Source organism: Arthrobacter sp. P1_D12, from assembly GCF_056406175.1.
Window position 1 is genome coordinate 60,550 of sequence record NZ_JBFUAR010000012.1, and the last position, 24,879, is coordinate 85,428.

Sequence of the window (24,879 nt, forward strand, 5' to 3'; positions counted from 1 at the left end):
CGTGACCACTCAGACCTCTTTCAGCACCCGCGACGCCGCGTTCGTGCGGGACTTCCACATCATGAGCGAATTCGGCGCCACCGAGAACGGCGGCGTGGAACGCCAGGCCGCCAGCGTGCCGGACGGCCAGCAGCGGCAATGGCTCACCGGCCTGCTGGAGGCCAACGGCTTCACCGTCCGGTTCGACCGGGCCGGCAACCAGTGGGGCCTGTACGAGGCCGTCCCGGGTGCCCCCTTCGTGGTGGTGGGTTCCCACATGGATTCCCAGCCGACGGCGGGACGCTACGACGGCGCGTACGGCGTGCTCGCCGCAGCCCACGCGGCGTTCCGCCTCGTGGAGCAGTGGGCCGCGGCCGGGGACGCCGGGCAGCCCCGGTTCAACATCGCGGTGGTCAATTGGTTCAACGAGGAGGGCTCCCGCTTCAAGCCGTCCATGATGGGCTCCTCCGTGTACACCGGAAAGCTCGAACTCGAAACCGCGCTGGCCACCACGGACGCGGCCGGAGTCACGGTCCGCGAGGCCCTGGACGCGATCGGCTGCCGGGGCAGCTACGAGGGCCCCGAAGCCGCGTACTGCGCCGAAATCCACATTGAACAGGGCCGGAGCATGGAACGCGAAGGGATCACCATCGGCCTGGTGAACTCCAACTGGGCGGCCAACAAATACGAGTTCGTGGTCCACGGCGAGCAGGCCCACACCGGCTCCACCGTGATCGCGGACCGGAAGGACGCGCTGCTGGGTGCGTCCATGATGGTGGTCGCCGCGCGGGAACTCGCCGACACCTTCCCCGGCGTGCTGCACACCTCCGTGGGACAACTGAACGTCTACCCCAACTCGCCCGTGGTGGTGCCGTCCCGGGTGAGCCTGCTGCTGGACCTGCGCAGCGCCGACGAGGCTGTCCTTGCCGAGGCCGACGCCCTGCTGGACGAGCGGATCGCCGGGATCGAACGGCTGGCGAATGTCACGGTGGAGCGCAACCACGCCCACACCTGGCCTGTGACCCCCTACCAGCCCGAAGGCGTGGAACTCGCAGCCAAGGTGGCGGCGGACCTGGGCCTGGCGAACAAGCAGGTCATGACCCTGGCCGGGCACGATTCGACCAACATGAAGGACCTGGTCCCGACGGTGATGCTGTTTGTGCCCAGTGTGGACGGGATCTCCCACAACGAGCACGAATACACCACGGACGAGGACATCGTTGCCGGCCTGGCGATGCTCACCGAGGTAGTGAACCGGCTCTGCAACGGGGCGCTGGAGGACTGACCGCGGCCACCAAGGGCTGAACTCCACAGGTCCTCCACGGCCGCCCCGGAACCCCCAGGCGCCTGGCCAGTGCCTTCTCAGGCGCCGTCGGGCTTCTGCGAGATCCAGAGCATCGCCCCGTTGGGGTTCTCCGGCAGGTCAGCCGCGTCAGGGTTGGCCACGTGCAGGGTCCGCCCGAAGGCCTCTTCCGTCAGGCTGACCCGGTGGCCGGCGGCCGCGAGGCGGTCCCGCAGGCCGGCGAGGTCGCCGGTGTATTCAAACCCCAGGCCGGTCCGGGCGGCGCCGCTGGCGGGCCGGACCATCAGCACACCGCCGTTCTTCGCCGTGAAATCCGCGGTTTCGTCGTCGTCCGGGGCCGGCCGCAGCCGGGCGCCCACGTTCCGCAGGGTTTGCGCGGCGGCGGCCGCGTCCGGCGTGAACCAGACTTCGACGACGGCCAGGGCCGGATCGGCGTCCGCGCACTGCGCGCCGTGGGCGGCCTTGTCCGCGAAGAAGCCGAACCCGTCCTCGCCCGTGATGCGGCAGGTATCGCCGTGGCGGGCGCTGACCAGCTCGGCCGGGGTGGTCCCGTCCTCCGCGCCGGCCAGATTGGTGCGGCGCGCGAACTCCGCCAGATCCCCGACCTCGACGCCGAAGTCAGTCTTTCCATCCAGCACCATTCCGGCACCGGCACCGTCCCTGGCATCAGCCCCGGCGGCACCCGCCGCTACCCGGTGCAGTGCGAGGCGGCCCGAGCCGGCGTCGAACTCCTGCCAGTCGCCGTCGTCGACCGTCCGGACCATGCCGAGGGCGGACAGCAAGCCCTCCCACTGGTCCATGCGGGAGGTGTAGTGGATCGGGCGGACGCGCAGCATGGGATCTCCTTGCGAGGGACGGTTTTTGGCTCCTCCTGACATGGTGCCACCAAAGCACCCCTCCGGTCAGCACAGCAGGGCACAATGGGGCCATGGCTGCTGAACTTGAGGAACTGCTGGTGAAGGACGCCGCCGAGTGGCGCGCCTGGCTGGAGCAGCACCACGCGCAGAGTCCCGGCGTGTGGCTCGTGCTGCACAAAAAGGGCGGATCGGTGACGGAGCTGGACTACGAGGCCGCGCTGCAGGAGGCGCTGTGTTTCGGTTGGATCGACGGGCAGGGACGGCGCCGGGACGAGGAAAGCTCATTCCAGCGGATGACCCGGCGGGGACCCAAGAGCGTGTGGTCGGCCCGGAACGTGGAGCGAATTGACCGCCTGGAGGCGGCGGGGCGGATGGCCCCCGCCGGGCAGGCGGTCGTCGCCGCCGCCAAGGCGGACGGGCGCTGGGAGGCCGCCTATTCGGGCGCGGCGACGGCGGAGGTCCCGGATGACCTCGCCGCCGCCATCGCGGCGGACCCGCGGGCGCAGGCGATGTTCGAGGTCCTGACGTCCGTGAACCGGTATGCCCTGATCTACCGCACCAACTCGGTCAAGCAGGCCTCCACCCGGGAGAGGAAGATCGCCGGGTTCGTGGAGATGCTGGCCAGGTTCGACACGCCGTACCCGCAGACCAGGCGGCCCCCGGAACCGTAGCGCTCGCCCGCCGCGCATCCCAGAGAATTCCCAGCGGCCTTGCTGGCTGCAGGGAGTTGCCTCTGGCAGGATTGGGCGAATGCTCCTTGCCCAGCGTGCCCCGCGACCCCCTGCCCGCCTGCCGCTGCCGTCCCAACAACGGCTCTTCTTCGTGGCAGCGGGCCTGTTAATTGCGGGTGAGACGATCTTCTGGACCGTGCTCGCCGCCGTGCAGTCGAACAGCGGCGTGGCTGACCTGGACGGGCCCGTGCACGACGGAATCGTGGCGTCCCGGACCCCCTTGGCCACCGCCATCCTGGCGGCCGTGACCACGGTGACGTCGCCGCTGTGGATGACGGTGATCGGCTGCGCCGTGGCACTGGCCTGGGCGGTCTTCAAGCGTGAAGTCTGGCGTCCAGCCCTGCTGGTCGGCGCTATGGCGGCCACCTTCGCGGTGTCCACGCTGGTGAAGCACGACGTCGGCCGGAGCCGGCCCGCCGCCAGCGGCTTCATGCTGGGACCGGACGACGCCCTGTCCTTTCCCTCCGGCCATACCTTCGGGGCCGGCGTCTTCCTGTGCGTCCTCAGTTACCTGCTGCTGGCGGCCCGCGGCACGCGGACGGGCAAACGGACGACGTCGGTGCTCGGCTTCGCGGCAGCGGCTGCCGGGACACTGGTGGTTGCCTTCAGCCGCCTGTACCTGGGGTATCACTGGCTGACGGACGTGCTCGCCTCCATGGGCCTGGCGCTCGCCGTTACCGGGATCGTTATCCTGGCCGACGGGCTGCGCGCCGCCGCGGCCCCTTCCGGGCAACACCCAGCGGCAGCGGGGCCGTCAGAGTCCGACGCCCATCGCCTGGGCGATCACCACCGCCGAGGCTGAGGACCACGCCTGCGGGTGGCACGACGCCGGATACGGTACCGCGACGGCCGAGTCCTCGGCCCGCACCCCGGCGAACACCTCCGGCAACCGGTGCCCGAAGGAGGCCGCCGCCGCGATCAGGCCGTCGGCGAGGGTGCGTGCCTCTGCGACGAAACCGTCGGCCAGGAGGCCGCGGATCGCGATGGCGGTGTCGTGGCTCCAGACCGAGCCGCAGTGGTAGCTGAAGGGCCAAAACCCTGCGGCCCGCCGCGAAATCGTGTGCACGCCGTAGCCGGAGAACAGCTCGGGGCTCACCAGCCGGTCCGCGACGATCCGGGCTTCGGCCGCGTCCAGGATGCCCGTGCCCAGCAGATGTCCCATGTTTGAGCCCGGGATGTCCAGGGGGACCCCGTGCCCGTCCAGGGCCATGGCCGGGAACGGCCCGCCGTCGTCCTCAACCCAGAAGCGCTCCCGGAACCTGAGCCGGAGGGCCGCGGCGAAGTCGCGCAGCGCCTGAGCGCCCGGTTCCCCGAACGCGTCGAACAGTTCCGCCGTCTCCATGGCTGCCTGGTACGCGTAGCCCTGCACCTCTGACAGGGCGATAGGCCCCTCGGCCTGCCGGCCGTCGCGGAACTGCATGGCGTCCCGGGAATCCTTCCAGCCCTGGTTGCTCAGGCCGTGGCCCGTGGAGTCACGGTAGCTGAGGAACCCGCCGTTGCCGGCTGCGCCGTCCGTTGAATCGTCCGCTGCGCCGTCCGTTCCGGTGGCGCCGGCGGACAGCAGCCACTCCGCGGCGCGTGCCGCGTTCGGCAGCAGCGACCGGACGGCGTCCTCGTCCCGGCCGGTGCGCCAGAGTTCACCGAGCAGGCAAAGCCACAACGGGGTGGAATCCACCGCCCCGAAGTACACCGGCGGCAGGCGCAGGTTCTGGCTCTCCAGCACCAGTTCCTTGGACCGCAGTTCGTGCAGGATCTTGCCGGGTTCCTCGGCGGCCGCCGCGTCCGTCCGGGTGCCCTGGAACGCCGCCAGCGCGCGCAGGGTGCCCGCCGCCAGCCCGTTGTCCGTGCCGGTGTCCAGAGGCAGCAGCAGCCGCGCAGCCCACAGCGAATCCCGTCCGAACAGCGTGAAATACCAGGGCGCCCCGGCGGCGATGAACGGGGCGTCCGGCAGCTGGCGGGTGGCCAGGCGGAGCCCGGCCACGTCATCGAGGGAGTTATCCAGGAGCAGGCCCAGGGCCCCGGCCGGTCCGGTCCGCGGCGGCCGGGCACCGGGCGGGCGGGCAGCCACCACGGCGTCGTCATGGTCGGTGAGGACGGCCTGCCATTCGGCCTCGAACGGCCGGCCCCGGCCCAGGGTTCCGCGCCAGGCGAGGTGGCCTTCCGGGGTGACGGCGCCGGGGGCCGCGACCGCCAGGGTCTTGCCACCCTCCTGCCAGCGCAGCGTGGACTCATCGGCAGAGACCGGCGCGGACGGGTCACGGAAGCGGCTGAGGCGGATCTGGGCCATGTCGGTGAAGTCGGCCGCGAGGGCTACGTCGATTTCGACGTCGAGGGAATCCAGCGAGGTGCGCAGCTGCAGGGTGTGCCGCACCACGCCCGGCGTCACCGTCCAAGTCTGGAGGAGCTCGACGGCGGGATCCTCCGTGGGTCCAGGGATGCCCCGGACCAGGCCCCGGACGCGCAGGACGCCGCCGGGCTCCGTCTCGACGGTGGCCGGTTCGGGTTCCAGGCCGTTGACGCGCACCAGCGCCCGGCAGAGCATCCGGGTATCGCCGTGGAGCAGCCCGGTGAACCCGGCCGGATCAGCGGAGTCACCGGCTCCGGGCGCTTTGACCTCACCGGCCAGGCGGCCGTCAGGGTCGAGCCACAGCTGGGTGGGGGCGGCAACGGAGCAGTGCTGGCGGTGCAGGCCTGGCTGAACAGTCATCCGCCTACCCTATGCCGGGCACTGGGCGGTCTCAATGCGCCACAGCCCGCTGCCGACCGCCGAAGCGGTCGTGGCGTCGGCCGCCGGCGGCCGGAAGGTCCGCCGGCTGCCGGGCGGTGGACTGCGGCCGCGTCGAAATGCGCGTGCGCACCGCGCCGCAGCGGTCGCCGGGTCGACGAGACGCCTCGTATCCCTAGGGTTGTGAGACAAGCCCGTAGTTCAGCTTTGGGCCGACCGGTGGACGACCGGCTAACGGGCGCCTGCAGTGGAGCGGCGCATCCTCTGCGGGTTGTCCACAACGTGGGACATTTTTGCTCGAATTATGGACACATCATTTAGCCTGCACTGTATGGACGACAGCCGGATAACCCAAGAAGATCTTCCAGCCTTTATTGATGGCGCGTGGCTCGAGGCGCACCGAAGCAACGTTGTCACCGCTGATGTTCGCTGGTACCTCGACGGTGCGTCGGGCCGTGCAGCGTACGACGGCGGGCATCTTCCAGATGCAGTGTTCGTGGACCTGGACGCATGGCTGTCGGGCAGTTCGGGACCACACGGGCTGAACCCGCTTCCCGACTCTGCAGTGTTCGCACATGGAATGTCTTCCCTGGGAATCGGCGACGACACGACCGTCATCGCCTACGACGACGCGGGAGGAGTCATCGCCGCGCGGCTCGTGTGGATGCTGCGTGCGCTCGGGCATCGGGCGGCGCTGCTCGACGGGGGGATTGCCGCATGGACGGGACCGCTGGAGAAGACACCCGTGAAGCCGACGCCCGCGACCTTCACGCCGTCTTCGTGGCCCGAGGCCCGTCTCGCCCAGCTTGCGGACATCACGGCAGGGGCTGACGGGATCATCGTCGACGCCCGCAATGCCGACCGCTTCGACGGAAGCCTCCAGCTGCCCACCGATCCCCAAGCCGGACACATCCCCGGCGCAGTGAACGTCCCGTGCCGTGGGAACCTCGCCTCTGATGGACGCCTGCGCCCGATCGCAGAGGTCCGACGAGCGTTTGCGAAGGTTGGGATCGAAGACGCGACTGCCGTCATCTCCTACTGTGGCTCAGGCGTCACGGCCTGCCACAACCTTCTCGCTCTCGAGCACGCTGGTCTCGGCCGCGGCCGTCTCTACGCAGGCGGGTGGTCAGAGTACGGAGCCGAGCCTCGCCGCCGAGCCGAGCTGGGCTGACAACCGACCTACGATGCCTGCTCGGGTCGAGACTACGACCGAACTGTGGACAAAGTTTTTACTGGGTGTGTACCTATTGAAGGGCCGAGCACCAGACGGGCGTGCTTACCAGATCTGTCGATGAGTTCCAGCCCGTTCCCGCGGCACCGGGCACATCCACCATCCACGCGCGGACTCTGGAGGCACGTTTGAAGCTCTTGCTTACCTCAGGCGGTGTGACGAACCCGAGCATTCACTCGGCGCTCGTGCAGCTTCTCGACAAGCCGGTCGCCCAGTGCCGCGCCCTGGTCGTCCCGACAGCGCAGTGGGGTCACCCGATGTGCGGACCGGCATCGGTGCGGGGCCTCCTGGCCGCCGAGCACGACTTCCGTCATTTGTCCGGCCTTGGCTGGGCGTCGCTCGGCGTCCTCGAGCTCACCGCGCTGCCCACCATCGGCGCGGACCGGTGGGTCCCCTGGCTCCGGGAGGCCGACGTGCTCCTGGTCGACGGCGGCGACGCGACGTACCTGTCCCATTGGATGCGGGAGTCCGGGCTGGCCGAGCTGCTGCCGTCACTTCCCGACACGGTGTGGGTGGGAGTGAGTGCCGGAAGCATGGTGATGACGCCCCGGATCGGGGAATACTTCGTCGAGTGGCCGTCCGCTCCGGATGATCGGACTCTGGGGGTGGTGGATTTTTCGATCTTTCCGCACCTGGACGCTTTCCCGGGCAACACCCTGGCCCACGCAGAGCGGTGGGCCGCCGTCATAGGCGTCCCTGCCTACGCCATCGACGAACAGACAGCTATCAAGGTCGCCGACGGCTCCGTCGAGGTGGTTTCCGAAGGACAATGGAAGAAGTTCGGGTGATAGGTGCCCAGCCTTTGGGACGTCGCGTGGCCATTTAGCCACCGAGGATCCTTTTTGCTTCACCGACCAGTGATACCGCGGGGACGCTGGTTGTGTTCTGGGATCAGAGCAGGCCGGCAGGCTGCAGGCGAAACAGAGACGCATCCACCGTGACCACAACACTGAATGAAACGACCCTCGACGAGGCCACGTCAGATCGTGGACCAGGTCGGCTAACTAGTGGACGATTCTCATCTCGTGCGAGGTCTGATTGAGTCGCCGTCCGCCGTCGGGAACGACCGTCACAATGTCCTCGATCCGTACGCCGAACCTGCCCGGCAGGTAGATCCCGGGTTCGATCGAGAAGCACATGCCGGGGTGGAGGATCTGGGTTTCGCCCTCGACCATGTACGGCGGCTCGTGAGTCGTCAGCCCGATTCCGTGCCCGACGCGGTGAATGAAGTAGTCGCCGTAGCCGGCTTCAGTGATCACCGCCCGGGACACGCGATCGATCTCCTGGCACTCGACGCCTGGACGCACGGCCTCGAACCCGGCCTGCTGCGCGAGTCTGACGACGTCGTGAACCTCGCGCTCCTCGGCGGTGGGCTCGCCGACGTGCACGGTCCGCGTCGTGTCTGATCCGTAGCCGTGTCTGAGGCCGCCGAAGTCGAGCACCACCATGTCTCCGTCCTCGATGATCCGCGGGCCGATCTCGTGGTGAGGGTTGGCTCCATTCGGACCCGAACCGACGACGGTGAAGTCCACCTGCGAATGACCGAACTGCCGAAGCAGGTCGGCGAGATCAGAACCGACGTCGGTCTCGCTGCGCCCAGCGAACCGCACGGTGACGATCTCCTCGTACGCCTGGTCTGCGGCCGCGCCGGCCGCCGCCAGCCGCTCGATCTCGTCGACATCCTTGATCGCCCGAAGCATCGGCAGGGCGGTCGTCATCGAGACGTAGGACGACTTGGGCAGTCGATCCTGCAGGCCGAGGAGGTGCATGGCCCAGGCCGAGTCAGAGACGGCATAACGTCCGGTGCCGGCCATCAGCGTCGCAGATTCCGTGTAGGGGTCGCTCCCGTCGGTCCAGTCGGTGATCCGCAGATTCGAGGCGCCGGCGGCCGCTTCCGCGTCGGGCCTCTCGAGCCTCGGAACGATCATGGCGGGCTCCGCGTCGACGGGGATCACGAGCATGGTGATGCGTTCAGTGATGGCCACGGGTGCATACCCGGTGAGGTACAGCAGGTCCGGTCCGGGAGTGACCAGGATGCCGTCGAGCCCGGCATCCTGGGCGGCGTGGGCTGCTCGCCGCAACCGCTCGGCGAAGTCATCGGCGGTGAACGGAGCCGGCTCGGAAAGGCCGCGATGATCACTCATGGTTCGCATTCTCGTGCGCGGGGCATCACCGGTCAACCCATCGCCCGGACAGCCGCTGCAGTCACTCTGGAATCGCCCGTCGCGGGTGAGCATTCGGGGCACAGCGGCTTCAGGATGCCGAATCTCGACGTTACGGCTGCTCATCCATCGGGAAGGCGACGGCCTCACCCACCACGCGGAGCCGCAGCTCCGTGCCGGGGCGGGCGATCGAGGCGTTCCAGTGCCGGATCGTGATGATTTCCCCGCCGCCGGGGTAGCGGTGGTCCGGGATGGCGCCGGCGGCAAGGACCGGCGGGACGGGGAGTTGGAGCCGCACCGTGGTTTCGGGGCCGAAGTAGTCCGTGTCCACCACCGTGCCGCGGATGGGGCCGTCCTCGGAAATGCGGATCTGCTCGGGCCGCAGCATCAGCTGGACCCGGCCCTGGGCCGGCGGGCGGCGCACGGGGATCCCGCCGAGCGAACACGTGGCCAGGGAGCCTTCCATCCAGGCATCCAGGATCACGGCGTCGCCCAGGAACTCGGCGGTGGCGCGGTCAGCCGGGCGCGTGTAGACGACGAACGGGTTGCCGATCTGGGCCAGCTTGCCGCCGCGCATCACGGCCACCTGGTCGGCGAAGGACAGCGCCTCGGCCTGGTCATGCGTGACGAGGATCGTGGTGACGCCGGCGTCCTTCAGGACCTGGGCCACGGCGCGGCGGGTGGCCCCCCGCAGGCCGGCGTCCAGGGCGGAAAAGGGCTCGTCCAGCAGCATGAGCGCGGGCTTGCGGGCCAGCGCCCGGGCCAGGGCAACCCGCTGCTGTTGGCCGCCGGAGAGCTGGTGCGGGCGGCGCTTGGCCATGGCCGGGTCCAGTGAGACCATTTCCAGCAGCTCGCCCACCCGCGCCTTGACGCCGCGGCGCCCGCCGGGCAGCTGGGTGGCGTCCAGGCCGAAGGAGATGTTCTGCCCGACCGTCAGGTGCGGGAACAGGGCGCCGTCCTGGGCGACGTAGCCGACGTGCCGCTTGTGCGCGGGGACCCAGGCGTTCTCCCCGGCCACCTTGCTCCCGTTGAGCGAGATGCTGCCGGTGTCCGGGTGCTCGAAGCCGGCAATCAGGCGCAGGAGCGTGGTCTTGCCGGAGCCGGAGGGTCCCACGATCGCCGTCGTTCCGCCCTTGGCGACGGAGAGGTTGACGCCCTTGAGGACGGCCTGGGGCCCAAAGTTCTTGGTGACCGCGTCGATTTCCAGGTGGCTGTTGGTGCTGGTGGCCACGGAAGCCGCGACCCGCGGCTCGGGGAGGCGCGACGGGGCCTCACGCGACGGGTAAACATCGGTCACTGTCCGGCTACTTTCTTGGACTGCTGGAAGAGGAGATAGGTCATTGGCGCCGAGATCAGGATCATCAGCAGCGCATAGGGGGCGGCGCCAGCGTAGTCGATCTCGCTGCTCTTGCTCCAGAACTCGGTGGCGAGGGTGCGGGTCCCGTTGGGCGAGAGCAGGAGGGTGGCGGTGAGCTCGTTGACGATCCCCAGGAACACCAGGGCGGCGCCGCCGGCCGCGGCGGGGGCCGTGAGCCGCAGCGTCACGCGCAGGAAGGCCAGCAGCGGCGGCTTGCCGAGCACCTGGGCGGCCTCGTCGAGTTCCTTCGGTGCCTGGGACAGCCCCGAGCGGATGTTCACGAGGGCCCGGGGGAGGAACAGCAGCACGTAGGCCGCGATGAGTAGCGCTGAGGTCTGGTACATGCTGGGAACCATCCGGATGCTCACGGTCACGAAGGCCAGGCCCACCACGATCCCGGGCATGGAGCTGGTGATGTAGTTGGACAGCTCCAGGGACTTGCTGAACCAGCCGGGACGCCGCACGGCCAGGTAAGCCATGGGGAACGCGACCACGGTGGTGGCGACGGCCGCCGCGAGGCCGTAGGCCAAGGTCTGCAGGAGGGCCGGCATGAATTCCTCGGCAGCCCAGATTTCCGGCCCGCCGGCGACGATCCAGCGCAGCACAAACGTCAGCGGCAGCCCGAACGCCAGCCCGGTGAGGGCGATCAGGGACAGCTGGGCGGGGAGCTGGTAGGCGTGCAGGGGCAGGCGCAAGGCGCGCGCCTGGGCCCCGGAGCCGATCCTGGCGTACCGGGCGCTGCCGCGGCTGCGGACCTCCACGAGCAGCAGGATCAGGCAGAGGAACACCAGCACGCTGGCCAGCATGTTCCCGGCGGTGCCGTTGAACGTGGACTGGTATTGGACCATGATCGCGGTGGTGAAGGTGTCGAAGCGGATCATCGCGAAGGCCCCGTATTCGGCCAGCAGGTGCAGCGCGACCAGCAGCCCGCCGCCGGTCATGGCGATGCGCAGCTGCGGGAGCACCACGCGGAAGAACGCGCGCCAGGCGCCGAGGCCGAGGGAGGCGGCGGACTGTTCGATCGCCGGGTCCAGGCGGCTGAGCGTCGCGGCGGCCGGGATGTACACGAGCGGGAAATAGGACAGGGTGGCGATCAGGACCCCGGACCACAGCCCGCCAAGGGACGGCACCGCGGAAACCCACGCGTAGCTGTTGACGAAGGCGGGGATGGCCAGCGGGGCGGCGAGCAGCACGGCCCACCACTTGCGGCCAACAAGGCTGGTGCGTTCGACGAGCCACGCGCCGCCGACGCCCAGGACGAGGCACAGCGGCACCGTCACCACGGTCAGCAGCACCGTGTTCAGCAGGAGTTCGCCCACGCGCGGGCGGAAGATCAGGGCCATTGCGGTGTCCCAGCCGGTGGAGGCTGTCATGAAGACCACGTAGGCCAGGGGCACCAGGGAAAAGAGGGCGATGAGGACCGCGATGATGGACACGACAGAGACGCCGAAAGGCGGGCGGGGGCGTTTACCCCTGCCCGCCGTCGGCGTGTCAGTCGTCAAATCCCCAGAGGGACCGGGGACCGCCAGCTTGTTAGTCACTGCGGCTACAGCAGTCCTGCCTGGGTCATCAGCTCGGTGACCTTGGCGGAATTGAGTTTGGCGGGATCCACGGTGGGGGCCTGCAACTCCTTGAGCGGAACCAGCTTGTCGTTGGACGGGACGTCCGAGCCGACAGCGTATTCGAAGGAGGTGCCCTTCTGGAGCACTTCCTGGCCCTTCTTGCCGGTGATGAACTTCAGGAAGGACTGGGCCGCTGCGGCGTTCTTGGAAGACTTCAGCACGCCGCCGCCGGAGATGGAGACGAAGGCGCCCGGGTCCTGGTTCTTGAAGTAGAACGGCGCGACGTTGTTGGAGTTCTCGCCGGTCTTGGCCTGATCGCCGTAGTAGTAGTAGTGGTAGATGAGGGCGGCGTCGACTTCGCCGGCGTTGACGGCCTTCATGGCCGTGCTGTTGCCCTTGTACGGCTTGGAGTTTTCCTTCATGCCCTTGAGCCAGGCCTCAGTGGCGGCTTCGCCCTTGAGTTCGAGGAGGGCCGAGACGATCGCCTGGAAGTCGGCGCCCGACGGCGAGGCGGCCCACTTGCCCTTCCACTCGGGGTTGGCCAGGTCCAGCATGGACTTGGGCAGCTTGTCGGCGCTGATCTTGTTCTTGTCGTAGACCAGCACGGTGGAGCGGGCCGCGATGCCGGTCCACTTGTTGGTGGAGGGGCGGAATTCGGCGGGGACCTGGTCCACGGTGGCCTTGTCCACATCCGCGAAGAGGCCGGCGTTCTCCACCTGGGCCATGGCCGGGGAGTTCTCGGTGAGGAAGACGTCCGCCGGTGAGGCCTGGCCTTCCTGCACGATCTGGTTGGACATCTCGGTGTCGTCGCCCTGGCGCACGGTCACCTTAATGCCGGTCTCGGCGGTGAAGGCGTCGATCCACTCTTTGGTCAGGGATTCGTGCTGGGCGTTATAGACCGTGATCTCACCGGCGGAGGAGCCGTTGGCGGCGGCGCTGCTGCCGGCCGTGGCGGAGGAACCGGAGCCGCAGGCGGCCAGGCCCAGGGCGGCAGTGGCGGCCAGGGCGATTCCCGCCAGCACGTTGGTGCGGATCTTCATGGGGCTACTTTCTACAAGGAAGTCGTCGTAGTGCCCTGCCCCCCGTGAGCGGGGAAGTTAGGGCATGCTCACTAAGAAAGACTGTAGGTTAGCCAAACCTAAGCGACCAACCTGAGGCTGGTTTAAGTGATGAGGATCACATCAATTACGATACTATTGCGTGACGTAATTGTCGCCGGGTTATGGGGCGGGCGCCTGCGCGATCGAGGCGGCCGCCTCCAGCACCATCCAGGCCTGCAGCTGCGTGGAGAGCTCGACGGCGGCGCCTTCCGGGTAGCTGCGGCGTGCCGGCGCGTCGGTGCGGTCGGAGAAGACCAGATGGCTACCGCGGCTCGCGAGGCGGTCGTGCGGAGGGAGGATCCGGCGGCCCTCCCAGAGGGCCTCGGCCGTATCGTTCACGAGCGCCGCCGCCGCGGCCCGGGTTTCGGCTGGGAGGCGTTCGTCGACGGCGGCGAGGGCCAGGTAGCGGACGAGGATCCCGGTGAAGAGCCCGCCGTCGCCCGTCCCCTCGCAGCGCAGCACCGCGGAGGTGCGGCCCAGCAGCGGGGCCGGCTGCGTGAGGTTGGCCGCCACGGCGTCCACCAATGCGGCCGCACGCCCGAGGTTGGGCTCGCCCCCGAGTTCCAGCAGGGCGCCGAGGACGGGCCCCTGGTTGTAGGTGTAGATCGTCTCTACCAGCACCGCCTCGCCCGTCCCGGAAATCCGGAGGCCGTCGCGGTACAGGCCCTGTCCGGGCTCGTACAGCCTGGCATCCAGCCAGTCCAGCAGGGACTGCGCCTTGGTCCGGTTGCCGGTCCGCGCGTAGTAGAGGGCCACGGGGGCGGTGGCCGGGGTGTTCTTGAAGTCGCGCTTCGTGCTCCAGAATGTACCGCCGCCGAGGTCGTCCGTGGAAGCGGAGTCGAACTGCAGGGTCAGGCTTTGCAGAACCTGGGCGTTGCGCTCCCGGCCGGTATGTTTGCGGGTGTCCTCGGCGAGCTTGTCCAGCCGGAGCGTGGCAAGGGCCAGCCAGGCCATGTCGTCGTAATAGTTGTTGACCACCGTGAGGAAATTGCGCAGCCGGATGCCCGTGACGAGCCGGGAGGCGAGCCGGCCGGCGCTGGGCCGGTTCCCGCCGTCGAACTTGGCTCCCGGATTCCCAGGGGACCCCAGTTCCCGGCGGCCGGCGTCCACGAGGCAGTCCAGGTAGTGTGCCTGCCACCAGTAGTGCCAGGGCCGGGACAGGTTCTTCAGCCGGCCCGAGGGCCGGAGGATCGCGGCGATGTGGGTCCCTGGGAGGAAAAAGAGCCGCTGCCCGAAGAGCCTGGTCACTGAGCGGGCGGCCTCGTCCGCGCGGAAGGACCAGTTGGGGGCGGAGGCGTCGGCTCGGGTCATGGCTCAAGCGTAATCGCGGGAGCCCGTCCGGACCGCGACTGTGACCGCGCCCTCGGCGTGTGCGGCCAAAGGTGCGCATTGGCCGCATTCCAGTTAACATTCACTAACTAATGTTCCCCGCGGGCCGCCTCTGCAGGCGCCGCCCGCGTCGAGGCTTCGCCGCCGGGGTTCGGTTCCACATCAAGGAGGATGGATGGACATCAAGGGTACTGTCGCGCTGATCACGGGCGGGGCCTCCGGTCTCGGAGCGGCCACGGCCAGGCGCCTGTTCGACGCCGGCGCGTCGGTGGTCCTCGTGGACCTGCCGGGTTCCGCCGGGGACGCCTTTGCCGCCGAACTGACCGCGTCCGCCGCTGCCGGCGCTGGAGAGGCTGCTGTCGGAGGCGGAGAAGCTGCTGCCGGAGGCGGCCGCAGGGCCGTCTTTGTCCCGGCCGACGTCACGGACGAGGCGCAGGTGCAGACCGCCGTCGACGCCGCTGCCGCCCTTGGTCCGCTGCGCATCGTGGTCAACTGCGCGGGGATCGCCACCCCCGGCAAGGTCCTGGGCCGCGACGGCGTCCTCCCGCTGGAGGCCTTCAACCGCGTCATCCAGATCAACCTCGTGGGCACCTTCAATGTGATCCGCCTCGCCGCAGCCGCCATGGCAGCCACCGAGCCCGCCGCCACGGAACTCGGCGGCCCCGAACGCGGCGTCATCATCAACACCGCCTCCGTTGCCGCGTTCGACGGGCAGATCGGCCAGCCCGCCTACGCCGCCTCCAAGGGTGCCGTCGCCGCCATGACGCTGCCGATTGCCCGCGAACTCGCGCGCTCGCTGATCCGGGTGGTCACCATCGCGCCGGGCATCTTCGAGACTCCCATGATGGCCGGCCTGCCCCAGGAGGCGCAGGACTCCCTGGGCCAGCAGGTGCCGCACCCCTCGCGGCTGGGCCGGCCGGCCGAATATGCGAACCTCGCCGCGCACATTGTGGAGAACGCCATGCTCAACGGCGAGACAATCCGCCTCGACGGTGCCATCCGCATGGGCCCGAAATGACCGGGTCTGAGATGGTCGCTGCCGAAGTGACCGAGACAGGGCCGGCCGCCCCGTCTGTGGCGGGGCTGCCCACGGCGGACTTCTTCGACTACGAGGCCCTGCTCAGCACGGCGGAGCGGGCCAAGCTGGCGCAGCTGCGTGAGTTCCTGGCCGCCGAGGTCGCCCCGTTCGCCACGGGCTGGTGGAACAAGGCCGAATTCCCGGCCCACATCCTGCCCAAGCTGGCCGCCCTGGAGCTCAGCGCCCCGGCCCAGCGCGGCTACAGCAACCTGTTCGCCGGGATCGTCATCGCCGAGATGACCCGGGTGGACACCTCGCTCGCCACCTTCTTCCTGGTCCACCACGACCTCTTCGTGGAGTCGCTCTACGGCTTCGGCTCCGAGGAGCAGAAGGCGCGCCTGCTCGAGGACGCGGCAAGCCTGCGCACCACCGGTGCCTTTGCCCTCACCGAACCGGACCACGGCTCGGACGTTGCCGGCGGCATGGAAACCCGGGCCCGCCGGGTCCCGGGCGGCGCGGCCGGCGGCGGCGACGCCTGGGTGCTCAATGGCGCCAAGCGCTGGATCGGCAACGGGACGTTTTGCGACTACATGCTGGTCTGGGCCCGGGACGAGGCCGACGGCGGCATCCGCGGCTTCATCGTCGACGCCACCTTGCCAGGCGTGAGCCGGAGCCGGATCGAAAACAAGATTGCCCTGCGCACGGTGCAGAACGCGGACATCGTCTTCACCGACGTCCGGGTGGCCGAAACGGACCGCTTCGCCGGGATCAGCAGCTTCGAGGACACCAATGAGCTCCTGCGCGGTTCCCGGATCATGGTGGCCTGGCAGGGGGTGGGGCAGCAGCTCGCGGCGTTCGACGTCGCCCGGCAGTACGCCGTCGAACGCCAGCAGTTCGGCCGCCCGCTGGCGAAGTTCCAGCTGGTCCAGCAGCAGCTGGTCACCATGCTCGGCAACGCCGTGGCCAGCATGGGCATGATGGTCCGGATCGCCCAGTTGCAGGACGCCGGCGCCGCGGACATGCCGCAGGTGGCCCTCGCCAAGTCCTATGTCAGCGCCCGGATGCGCGAAACCGTCGCGATGGGCCGGTCCCTGCTGGGCGGCAACGGGATCGTCACCGACTACCGGATGGCCAAGATCTTCTCCGACGCCGAGGCGATCTACACCTACGAGGGCTCGTTCGAGATCAACACCCTGATCACGGGACGCGCCATCACCGGGGTGTCCGCGATCGTCTAGAAGACGGCTTTGACCGTTTAGACCGTTTAGACCCGTTTAGAAGAGGCCGGGTTCCTTCTCGCCGGCCTCAATCTTCACATCGAGGCTGTTGTTCCGCACCGGCATGGGGCAGGTGCCGTACGGGGTGAAGGCGCTGGGGTAGTTGATGGCCCGGTTAAAGTCCAGGACCACCGACCTATTTCCCAAGGAGTCGACGCGGGGCCTCGCGGTGGAGACCTTCCGCCACTCGTCAGTACTTTCCCCGTTGGTCTCGTCGTGGAACGTCACCGTCAGGGCGCCGAGCTTCTCCTCCTCGGCCTGCAGGTGGAACTCGTGGTCCGCGCCGGGAAGCCGGAAGACCAGCTCGCCGACCGAGCGGTGGACCCCGTCCACGAGCGGGTTGGCCGTGCCGATCGGGACATCCACAGGCTCGGGATAGGGCACGAACCTGGCCTCGATGACCAGGTCCGGGCGGAAGTCGAAAGTGGGCACGCCGTCGAACTCCGTGAACGCCGGCGACTGCGAGTCGCGCGTGCGGATGGCGTACTTGTCCGCCCGCATGGCGAGCTCCACCACCACCTGGCGGCCGTCGTCGCCGCCGTACTGGACCCACATCAGTGATTCCTCGTCGGCGAGCACGGCGCTGATGGTCCCGTCCACGGGTTCGCCGGTTTCGACGAGGGTCAGACCGTCGGACGCGGCGGCGGTGAGGAACGCCGCGGTGCCGTCTGTGGACCAGAGGCCGGGGGCGAGCTCGACGGCGGCCGGCTCGCCTTCCAGCCACTGGAAGGAGGTCAGCGTGAGCCAGCCGTGCTCGCTGGCGAGGGCCGTGTTGCGGCTGTTCCGGAAGCGTTGCCAGCGGGCCAGCTGCGGGTTCTGCACTGCATCAGGCGTGGGCTTCGAGCCAGTCCCGGTTTCAGGGTCAGGGGTGGTCATGGGCACCTCCAAGGGGGTTTCAGCTGGTGGCGGGTGGGGTTTTGAGGCTGGCCGCCACGAGTTGGGCCGCGGTGGTTCCGGCTGCGGCGGCCGCGGCCGGGTCGCCGTCGAGCACCCCGCTTGCCAGGCCGCCGTCGAGTACCAGGGTCAGGCTGCGGGCGAGCTGGTCCGGGTCCCCGGCGCCGGCGCGTGCGGCGAGGTCCCGGATCCAGGCGCGGATCTGCCGCTTGTGGGCCACTGTCCGGTCGTGGACGCGGGTGCCGGCGGCCGACTCGGCGGCCGCGTTGATGAAGGCGCAGCCGCGGTAGCCGTCGCGCCGGCAGGCGGCTGTCAGGGCATCGAACAGGCCCACGAGCTGCGCGGCCGGGTCCTCGCCGGCGGCCTCGGCGGCGGCGTGCAGCTGCCCGGTCCAGACGCCGTCCACCTTCTCCAGGTAGGCCAGCATGAGGTCGTCCTTGGCCGGAAAGTACTTATAGAACGTGGCTTTCGCGACGCCGGACTCGGCGATGATGGTGTCGATGCCGGCGGCCCGGAAACCCTGCGCGTAGAAGAGCCGGAAGGCCGTGGCCAGGATCTTCTCCCTGGCATGCCCGGCAGGGGTGCGGGCAGCCGGGGCGGCGGTGGCTGCTGGCGAGGTCATGGCTCAATCGTACACAGACAAGTCTGTCTACGCCGCAGTGTCATTCGCCCTGTGGCTCGTCAACGACGGACCGCCGGCCCGCCTCCGCCTGATCCGGCGGCTACGGGCGGGCGGCCAGACCCCGCACGAGCAGCCGCCAGACCTCGCGCAGCTCGGCCCCGATGGCCGGGTCCGACCATTCCGAAGCGTGCAGCGGGTGGTGGAACCGCGCCGTGGCGTGCAGGACGGCACGGCCGGCCGGCACCGGATCCGGGACGGCGAATTCGCCGCTGCGGACGCCGTCGGCAATGATCTCGGTCAGCGCTGCGGCCAGGTGGTCAACGTGGGCCGCCACCACTTCCCGCGCCTCGGCGGTCAGCTGGCCGAACGTGGCAAACAGCTCCGGATCGTTCAGCGCCATGCCCTGCTTGATGGCCGCGAGGCGTTCGAGCCAGCGGAGCAGGCGTTCCGCGGCAGGGCCCTCCGTATCGCGGGCAGGATCCAGCGGCTCCGCGAGGCGGTCCAGCCAGCGCCGGGCCACCGCGTCCCGCAGCGCCACCTTTGTGGGAAAGTGCCGGTAGACGCTGCCGTGGCTGACACCCAGGGCCTTCGCGACGTCCACCACCGTGGCCTTGGCCGGTCCGAAGCGCCGCAGCACGTCTTCGGCGGCGTCGAGGATGCGCTCCTGGGTCAGGACGGCGGCCACAGGGGTCACCGGCGTTCGCTGTCGAGCATGGCCATCTGGCCGGCGTCGTAGCGGGTGCCCGCGGCCGAGTCGGCGGGGACGGCGGCCTCGATCGCTGCCAGGTCCTCGGCGGAGAGGAGCAGATCGACCGCGCCCAGCGATTCGGAAAGCCGTTCCCGACGGCGGGCGCCAACGAGGGGGACGATGTCCTCGCCGCGGGACAGGACCCAGGCGATGGCGAGCTGGGCGACGGTCGCGCCCTTGCGGTCGGCGATTTCGCGGAGCCGTTCGACGAGCTCGAGGTTCCGCTGCAGGTTCTCGCCGGAGAACCGGGGCAGGTGGGCCCGGAAGTCGCGCCGGTTCCCGGTTCCGGCGGCCGGCCAGTGGCCGGAAACCAGGCCGCGGGACAGCACGCCGTATGCCGTGATGCCGATGCCCAGCTCGCGGGCCACCGGCAGGATGTCCTGCTCGATGCCACGGGAGAGGAGGGAGTACTCGATCTGGAGGTCCGAGACCGGGTGGACGGCGTTGGCGCGGCGCAGGGTGTCGGCGCCGACCTCCGAGAGGCCGATGTGGCGGATCAGACCCTGCTGCACGAGCTCGGCCAGTGCTCCCACGGTTTCTTCCACCGGAATGGACGGATCCAGGCGGGCCGGCCGGTAGATGTCCACGTAGTCGGTGCCGAGGCGCCGGAGGGTGTAGGCCAGGAAGTTCTTGATGGCCACCGGACGGGTGTCCACGCCGTTCCATCCGCCCCGGGCATCGCGCAGGACGCCGAACTTCACGCTGATCTGGGCGCTCTCGCGCCGTCGGCCGCGGATCGCGTCGCACAGCAGCATTTCGTTGTGGCCCATGCCGTAGAAGTCGCCGGTGTCCAGCAGGGTCACGCCGGCGTCGAGGGCGGCCTGGATCGTGGCGACGCTCTCGGCGTCGTCGGCGGGGCCGTAAAGATCGGACATGCCCATCAGGCCGAGGCCGATGGCGGCGGTGCTGGGGCCGGTGGAGCCCAGGGTGCGGGGGGTGCCGAGAGTAGAAGTTGTCATGCCGTGACCATACAACAATCATCTGACAGATTTCAAACTTTGTCAGCTGAGATGAGACGGGCGGGGCGTCGGCGTGCGCTTATTGCCGTAGACAGGTCTGTCTGATAGCGTCATGCCCACACGTAGACGAACCTGTCTACTCCACGACTTCAGAATGAGGACGCCATGAAGATTGCAGTACTGGGAACCGGCATGGTTGGGCGCACGATTGCCGGCGCACTGGCGGGGCTGGGGCACGACGTCGTGATCGGCACCCGCGACCCGCAGGCGACGCTCGCCCGGACCGAACCGGACATGATGGGCACCGCGCCGTTCGCCGAGTGGCACGCCGCAAACGCCGGAGTCGACGTCGCCGGCTTTGCTGACGCGGCGTCCGGCGCCGAGCTGATCGTCAATGCCACCAACGGTGCCGGCTCGCTGGCCGCGCTGGCCGCAGCGGGGACCCCGAACCTGGCCGGCAAGATCATCATGGACATCGCCAACCCGCTGGACTTCTCGCAGGGCATGCCGCCGTCGCTGAACCCGGTGAACACGGACAGCCTCGGCGAAGAGATCCAGCGGTCCTTCCCGGAGGCCAAGGTGGTGAAGACGCTGAACACCATGACCGCGTCCGTGATGGTCAATCCGGCCCGGGTGGCCGGCGGTGACCACACGGTGTTCGTCTCCGGGGACGACGCCGGCGCCAAGGCGGCCGTAACGGAACTCCTCAAGGGCTTCGGCCACCGCGACGTGATCGACCTCGGCGACATCACGAGTGCCCGCGGTGCGGAAATGATCCTGCCGATCTGGCTGCGGATCTGGGGCGCGCTGGGCACCGGCGAGTTCAACTTCAAGATCGCGCGCTAACCCCTTCACCCGCCAAGCCCGCAGCAGGGGCCGTTCCGGGAGCTCAGAACGGCCCCTGTTGCGAACTGGTTGGGGTCCCGGGGGGTCCGTGGGGGAGGGGCGTCGGGCCGGCGCGGCGGGGCGTGACACTATCTGAGACGGAATTCCAGCAGGGAGTGCCTGCGGGTAACATCCCATGGGAAGAAGTAATCGGGCTCACAGTATCCAGCGCAGTGTACGAGCCAAGTCGAACCCTCGAAAGATAGTTTCCATGGCAGACACTGCAATGCATTCCGACACCGATCTTGCCGCCGAACTCCGGGCTGATGTCCGCCGGGTCTCCACCCTCCTCGGCGAATCCCTGGTCCGCCAACACGGCCCCGAACTGCTGGATCTGGTGGAGCAGGTGCGCCTGCTGACCAAGGAATCCAAGGAAGCCGCCCGCGGCGGCGCTGACGCTACCGGGCCGTGGAGCTCGTACGACGTCGTCGCCCAGGTCCGCGAACTGCTCGGTTCCCTGCCGCTGGAGCAGGCCACCGACCTGGTCCGCGCCTTCGCGTTCTATTTCCACCTGGCGAACGCCGCCGAGCAGGTCCACCGGGTCCGCGGGCTGCGCACCCGGCAGGAGAAGGACGGCTGGCTCGCCAAAGCCGTGGAGGAGATCGCGGACCAGGCGGGCAACTCCGTGCTGCAGGAAGTCGTCAACGAACTCGACGTCCGCCCCATCTTCACCGCACACCCCACCGAGGCCTCCCGCCGCTCCGTGCTGGACAAAATCCGCCGGCTCTCGGACATCCTGTCCGAATCCACGGCGGAGGGCACCTCCGCGCGCCGCCGCCAGGACCGCCACCTGTCCGAAGTGATCGACCAGATGTGGCAGACGGACGAGCTCCGTCAGGTCCGGCCCACCCCCGTGGACGAGGCCCGGAACGCCATCTATTACCTCACCGGCATCCTCAGCGACGCCATGCCGGAAATGCTCTCGGACCTCTCCGAGCTGCTTGCCGAGCACGGAGTCACGCTGCCGCCACAGAAGGCCCCGATCCGCTTCGGCTCCTGGATCGGCGGGGACCGCGACGGAAATCCCAACGTCACGGCCGCCGTCACCCGCGAAATCCTCCAGATCCAGAACCAGCACGCCGTGCGGATCAGCATCGGCCTGATCGACGGGCTCATCTCCATCCTGTCCAACTCGACCGCGCTGGCCGGGGCGGACCAGGAGCTCCTGGACTCGATCGACGTCGACCTGGGGAACCTGCCTGGCCTGGACCGCCGCGTGCTCGAGCTGAACGCTCAGGAGCCCTACCGGCTCAAACTCACCTGCATCAAGGCCAAGCTGATCAACACCGGCCGCCGGGTCGCGGCCGGATCCGCGCACGAGCCCGGCCGCGACTACACCGCCACCGCGGAGCTCCTCGCCGAGCTCGGCCTGCTCGAACGGTCGCTGCGGAACCACCACGCGGCCCTCGCCGCCGACGGCGCCCTGTCCCGGGTCCGCCGCGCCATCGCCTCCTTCGGCCTGCACCTGGCCACCCTCGACATCCGCGAGCACGCCGACCACCACCATGACGCCGTCGGGCAGCTCATGGACCGCCTTGGCGGGCCCGGTGTCCGGTACGCGGAACTCAGCCGCGCCGAGCGGCTCGAGGTACTGGGCTCCGAACTTGCGTCCCGGCGCCCGCTCTCCGGCCACCCGATCAAGCTCGACGGCGTCGCCGACGGCACCTACGACGTCTTCCGGGAGATCCGCCGCGCCCTGCGCACGTACGGCCCCGACGTGATCGAGACGTACATCATCTCCATGACCCGCGGCGCAGACGACGTCCTGGCCGCCGCCGTGCTGGCCCGCGAGGCCGGCCTGGTCAGCCTGTTCGGCGAGGCGCCCTACGCCAAGATCGGCTTCGCGCCGCTGCTGGAGACCGTCGACGAACTCCGCGCCTCGGCCGAAATCGTGGACCGGCTGCTCTCCGATTCGTCCTACCGCGAACTCGTCCGGCTCCGCGGCGACGTGCAGGAAATCATGCTCGGCTACTCGGACTCCAACAAGGAATCCGGCGTCATGACGAGCCAGTGGGAAATCTACAAGACCCAGCGCAAGCTCCGCGACGTGGCCGCCAAGCACGGCGTCCGCGTGCGCCTTTTCCACGGCCGCGGCGGCTCGGTGGGCCGCGGCGGCGGGCCGACCTATGATGCCATCATGGCCCAGCCCAACGGCGTGCTCGAGGGCGAGATCAAGTTCACCGAGCAGGGCGAGGTCATCTCGGACAAGTACTCCCTGCCGGAGCTGGCCCGCGAAAACCTCGAGCTCTCCCTGGCCGCGGTGCTGCAGGGCTCGGCCCTGCACCGCACCCCGCGCACCTCGGAGGACCAGCGTGTGCGCTACGGCCACGTCATGGAAACCGTCTCCGACGCCGCGTTTGCGCGCTACCGCACGCTGATTGATGACCCCGATCTGCCCGCCTACTTCATGGCCTCCACCCCGGTGGAGCAGCTGGGATCCCTCAACATCGGATCCCGTCCGTCCAAGCGCCCCGACTCCGGCGCCGGGCTGGAGGGTCTCCGCGCCATCCCGTGGGTGTTCGGCTGGACACAGTCGCGGCAGATCGTGCCGGGCTGGTTCGGTGTGGGCTCCGGCCTCAAAGCCGCCCGCGAGGCCGGTAACTCGGCCCAGCTCAAGGAGATGATCGAGGGCTGGCACTTCTTCCGCTCGGTGCTCTCCAATGTTGAGATGACCCTGGCGAAGACGGACATGGACATTGCCGGCTACTACGTCTCCACCCTGGTGCCGGCGGAACTGCACCACCTGTTCCGTGCCATCCGGGCCGAATATGATCTCACGGTCGAGGAGATCCAGAACCTTACCGGCGAGCACGTAATTCTCGATGCCCAGCCCACCCTGAAGCGCTCCCTCGAGATCCGGGACCAGTACCTCGACCCCATCAGCTACCTGCAGGTGGAACTGCTGCGCCGCGTCCGGGCCGAGGCCGCGGAGGGCATGACCGGGGCCGAGATCGACGAACGGCTCCAGCGGGCCATGCTGATCACGGTCAACGGAGTCGCCGCCGGGCTGCGCAACACCGGGTAGCCCCCTCCCGACGCTCCCTCAGGTCCTGCGGTTATTCCCTGGACGCTCCCTCAGGTCCTGCGGTTATTCCCTGGACGCTCCCTCTCCCGGTGAGGGAGCGTTGGGGTTTTGGGTGCGGAAGGTGAGGGAGCGTGGCGGCGCGGCTAGGGTTGTTCCATGCCGTCGTTCCAGACCAGACTGAAGATCACCGGGCTCAAGCCGGGCACCGCTCCCGAAGCCGTCATGGCCGCGGCCATCGAGGCGCTTGGGACGCGGCACCACGTCGAATCGCACCAGCTTGAGCTCGCCGGCGGCGTACCGCAGCTGAACCTGCGCTTCCTGGTCGAAGCCACCGCCTACAGCGCCGAAAACAGCCAGGCGCTGGAGTCGGCAGCCATGATGCGCGACGCCGTCGAACGCGTTGCGCTCACCGGCGCGCTGACCGTGCTGCGCCGCAGCCGCGGCCGCTGGGCGCCCGTCTAAAAGTCCAGTTCCTCGTCCGGGTCAACCACGGCGGACTCCACGGGGGAGGGGTTGCCCCGGCGCCGCGTCACGATCACGCCCACGACCGCTCCGACCAGAAGCCCGACGCCGACGCCGATCAGGGAGCTCGCCCAGAAGGGCAGCCCGGTGGCGGAGCCCATGAAATAGCCCAGTGCCACGGACCAGGCTGCCCAGAGCAGGCCGCCGAGGGCCGCGCAGAGGCTGAACCCGCGGGTGGAGACGTTGGCGATGCCCGCCGCGGCCGTCGTGGCCAGCCGCCCGCCGGGGATGAAGCGGAGGCCGATGATCGCGCCGTAGGTGGAGGACCGGCCGGCTTTCGCGATCGCCGCGTGGACGGCCGCGTGGAACCGGAGACCCCATTTCCAGCGGTCGAGCACGTGGCTTAGCCGCCGTTTGAACAGCTGGAAGACGAGAAGGTCACCAAGCCATGAGGACACCGCGGCGAGGAGCACCACGAGGAACGCGTTGATGTGGCCCTCCGCGGACAGAGCGCCGCCGGTGATGACCAGCATTTCCGAGGGGACGGGCGGGAAAATCGCATCGCCGATCACGAAGGGGAAGATCCAGAAATAGATCGCGGCGCCCCAGCTGTCCGCATTTCCGAAGTCCATGGGCACAAGGTACCGCACTTC

22 protein-coding genes are annotated in these 24,879 nt (G+C 69.1%); 10 read left to right on the forward strand and 12 right to left on the reverse strand.

Annotated features, from left to right (window positions below):
- Position 1 precedes the first annotated feature (1 nt).
- Positions 2 to 1,264: a M20 family metallo-hydrolase gene (locus tag AC1DZV_RS10405; protein WP_476953660.1), complete on the forward strand. Its 1,263-nt coding sequence runs from the start codon at positions 2 to 4 to the stop codon at positions 1,262 to 1,264.
- Positions 1,265 to 1,341: 77 nt separating this feature from the next.
- Here the strand turns inward: AC1DZV_RS10405 and AC1DZV_RS10410 are convergent, their stop codons facing one another.
- Positions 1,342 to 2,118 (reverse strand): VOC family protein, encoded by a 777-nt coding sequence (locus AC1DZV_RS10410; RefSeq protein ID WP_476953661.1) that lies wholly within the window; start codon positions 2,116 to 2,118, stop codon positions 1,342 to 1,344.
- 92 nt (positions 2,119 to 2,210) lie between these two features.
- On the opposite strand from AC1DZV_RS10410, the gene AC1DZV_RS10415 reads away from it, so the two are divergent.
- Together AC1DZV_RS10415 and AC1DZV_RS10420 are read left to right on the forward strand one after the other, a co-directional pair.
- Positions 2,211 to 2,810: a YdeI/OmpD-associated family protein gene (locus AC1DZV_RS10415; protein ID WP_476953662.1), complete on the forward strand. Its 600-nt coding sequence runs from the start codon at positions 2,211 to 2,213 to the stop codon at positions 2,808 to 2,810.
- A 79-nt stretch (positions 2,811 to 2,889) separates the two neighbouring features.
- Complete coding sequence (locus AC1DZV_RS10420) at positions 2,890 to 3,672, forward strand: phosphatase PAP2 family protein (RefSeq protein ID WP_476949880.1); 783 nt, start codon at positions 2,890 to 2,892, stop codon at positions 3,670 to 3,672.
- Here AC1DZV_RS10420 and AC1DZV_RS10425 read toward each other — a convergent pair.
- Positions 3,625 to 5,577: a glycogen debranching N-terminal domain-containing protein gene (locus AC1DZV_RS10425; RefSeq protein ID WP_476949879.1), complete on the reverse strand. Its 1,953-nt coding sequence runs from the start codon at positions 5,575 to 5,577 to the stop codon at positions 3,625 to 3,627. The two genes, AC1DZV_RS10420 and AC1DZV_RS10425, sit on opposite strands and share 48 nt — an antisense overlap.
- A 349-nt stretch (positions 5,578 to 5,926) precedes the next feature.
- Between AC1DZV_RS10425 and AC1DZV_RS10430 the strand changes: the two genes are divergently transcribed.
- Positions 5,927 to 6,766: a sulfurtransferase gene (locus tag AC1DZV_RS10430; protein ID WP_476953705.1), complete on the forward strand. Its 840-nt coding sequence runs from the start codon at positions 5,927 to 5,929 to the stop codon at positions 6,764 to 6,766.
- A gap of 188 nt (positions 6,767 to 6,954) precedes the next feature.
- Positions 6,955 to 7,614 (forward strand): Type 1 glutamine amidotransferase-like domain-containing protein, encoded by a 660-nt coding sequence (locus tag AC1DZV_RS10435; RefSeq protein WP_476953663.1) that lies wholly within the window; start codon positions 6,955 to 6,957, stop codon positions 7,612 to 7,614.
- A gap of 216 nt (positions 7,615 to 7,830) precedes the next feature.
- On the opposite strand, the gene AC1DZV_RS10440 is transcribed toward AC1DZV_RS10435, so the two are convergent.
- From AC1DZV_RS10440 to AC1DZV_RS10460, 5 genes are all read right to left on the reverse strand, one after another.
- Entirely contained in the window at positions 7,831 to 8,970 is a 1,140-nt protein-coding gene (locus AC1DZV_RS10440) for an aminopeptidase P family protein (protein WP_476953664.1), read from the reverse strand.
- 130 nt (positions 8,971 to 9,100) lie between these two features.
- Positions 9,101 to 10,285, reverse strand: coding sequence for an ABC transporter ATP-binding protein (locus tag AC1DZV_RS10445; RefSeq protein WP_476953665.1), 1,185 nt, complete (start codon positions 10,283 to 10,285; stop codon positions 9,101 to 9,103).
- Positions 10,282 to 11,781 (reverse strand): ABC transporter permease, encoded by a 1,500-nt coding sequence (locus AC1DZV_RS10450; RefSeq protein WP_043436715.1) that lies wholly within the window; start codon positions 11,779 to 11,781, stop codon positions 10,282 to 10,284. The genes AC1DZV_RS10445 and AC1DZV_RS10450 overlap by 4 nt, the downstream gene beginning before the upstream one ends.
- A 110-nt stretch (positions 11,782 to 11,891) precedes the next feature.
- Positions 11,892 to 12,947 carry an iron ABC transporter substrate-binding protein gene (locus AC1DZV_RS10455; protein WP_476953666.1) on the reverse strand — a complete coding sequence of 352 codons (1,056 nt, stop codon included), beginning with the start codon at positions 12,945 to 12,947 and terminating at the stop codon, positions 11,892 to 11,894.
- A gap of 180 nt (positions 12,948 to 13,127) precedes the next feature.
- A complete protein-coding gene (locus tag AC1DZV_RS10460) occupies positions 13,128 to 14,318 on the reverse strand; it encodes a glycoside hydrolase family 76 protein (protein ID WP_476949870.1) in 1,191 nt (396 codons plus the stop codon).
- Positions 14,319 to 14,511: 193 nt separating this feature from the next.
- On the opposite strand from AC1DZV_RS10460, the gene AC1DZV_RS10465 reads away from it, so the two are divergent.
- A complete protein-coding gene (locus tag AC1DZV_RS10465; RefSeq protein ID WP_476953667.1) occupies positions 14,512 to 15,354 on the forward strand; it encodes an SDR family NAD(P)-dependent oxidoreductase in 843 nt (280 codons plus the stop codon).
- A gap of 11 nt (positions 15,355 to 15,365) precedes the next feature.
- Entirely contained in the window at positions 15,366 to 16,592 is a 1,227-nt protein-coding gene (locus AC1DZV_RS10470; protein ID WP_476949992.1) for an acyl-CoA dehydrogenase family protein, read from the forward strand.
- A 36-nt stretch (positions 16,593 to 16,628) separates the two neighbouring features.
- Here the strand turns inward: AC1DZV_RS10470 and AC1DZV_RS10475 are convergent, their stop codons facing one another.
- The 4 genes from AC1DZV_RS10475 to AC1DZV_RS10490 form a co-directional block, all read right to left on the reverse strand.
- Complete coding sequence (locus AC1DZV_RS10475) at positions 16,629 to 17,507, reverse strand: DUF1684 domain-containing protein (protein WP_476946059.1); 879 nt, start codon at positions 17,505 to 17,507, stop codon at positions 16,629 to 16,631.
- 19 nt (positions 17,508 to 17,526) lie between these two features.
- A complete protein-coding gene (locus tag AC1DZV_RS10480) occupies positions 17,527 to 18,147 on the reverse strand; it encodes a TetR/AcrR family transcriptional regulator (protein WP_476949868.1) in 621 nt (206 codons plus the stop codon).
- A gap of 100 nt (positions 18,148 to 18,247) precedes the next feature.
- Positions 18,248 to 18,841, reverse strand: coding sequence for a TetR/AcrR family transcriptional regulator (locus tag AC1DZV_RS10485; RefSeq protein ID WP_476949867.1), 594 nt, complete (start codon positions 18,839 to 18,841; stop codon positions 18,248 to 18,250).
- Positions 18,838 to 19,854 (reverse strand): aldo/keto reductase, encoded by a 1,017-nt coding sequence (locus AC1DZV_RS10490; protein WP_476949866.1) that lies wholly within the window; start codon positions 19,852 to 19,854, stop codon positions 18,838 to 18,840. The genes AC1DZV_RS10485 and AC1DZV_RS10490 overlap by 4 nt, the downstream gene beginning before the upstream one ends.
- 165 nt (positions 19,855 to 20,019) lie before the next feature.
- Here AC1DZV_RS10490 and AC1DZV_RS10495 point away from each other — a divergent pair, with 165 nt between their 5' ends.
- The 3 genes from AC1DZV_RS10495 (at position 20,020) to AC1DZV_RS10505 (ending at position 24,226) form a co-directional block, all read left to right on the forward strand.
- The gene (locus tag AC1DZV_RS10495; RefSeq protein WP_476949865.1) at positions 20,020 to 20,700 is read left to right on the forward strand and encodes an NADPH-dependent F420 reductase; all 681 of its coding nucleotides are present in this window, start codon (positions 20,020 to 20,022) and stop codon (positions 20,698 to 20,700) included.
- A gap of 250 nt (positions 20,701 to 20,950) precedes the next feature.
- Positions 20,951 to 23,764: a phosphoenolpyruvate carboxylase gene (gene ppc / locus AC1DZV_RS10500; protein WP_476949864.1), complete on the forward strand. Its 2,814-nt coding sequence runs from the start codon at positions 20,951 to 20,953 to the stop codon at positions 23,762 to 23,764.
- A 156-nt stretch (positions 23,765 to 23,920) separates the two neighbouring features.
- Entirely contained in the window at positions 23,921 to 24,226 is a 306-nt protein-coding gene (locus AC1DZV_RS10505; protein ID WP_223914453.1) for a hypothetical protein, read from the forward strand.
- On the opposite strand, the gene AC1DZV_RS10510 is transcribed toward AC1DZV_RS10505, so the two are convergent.
- The gene (locus AC1DZV_RS10510; RefSeq protein ID WP_476953668.1) at positions 24,223 to 24,858 is read right to left on the reverse strand and encodes a DedA family protein; all 636 of its coding nucleotides are present in this window, start codon (positions 24,856 to 24,858) and stop codon (positions 24,223 to 24,225) included. The genes AC1DZV_RS10505 and AC1DZV_RS10510 overlap by 4 nt on opposite strands.
- Positions 24,859 to 24,879: the final 21 nt, after the last annotated feature.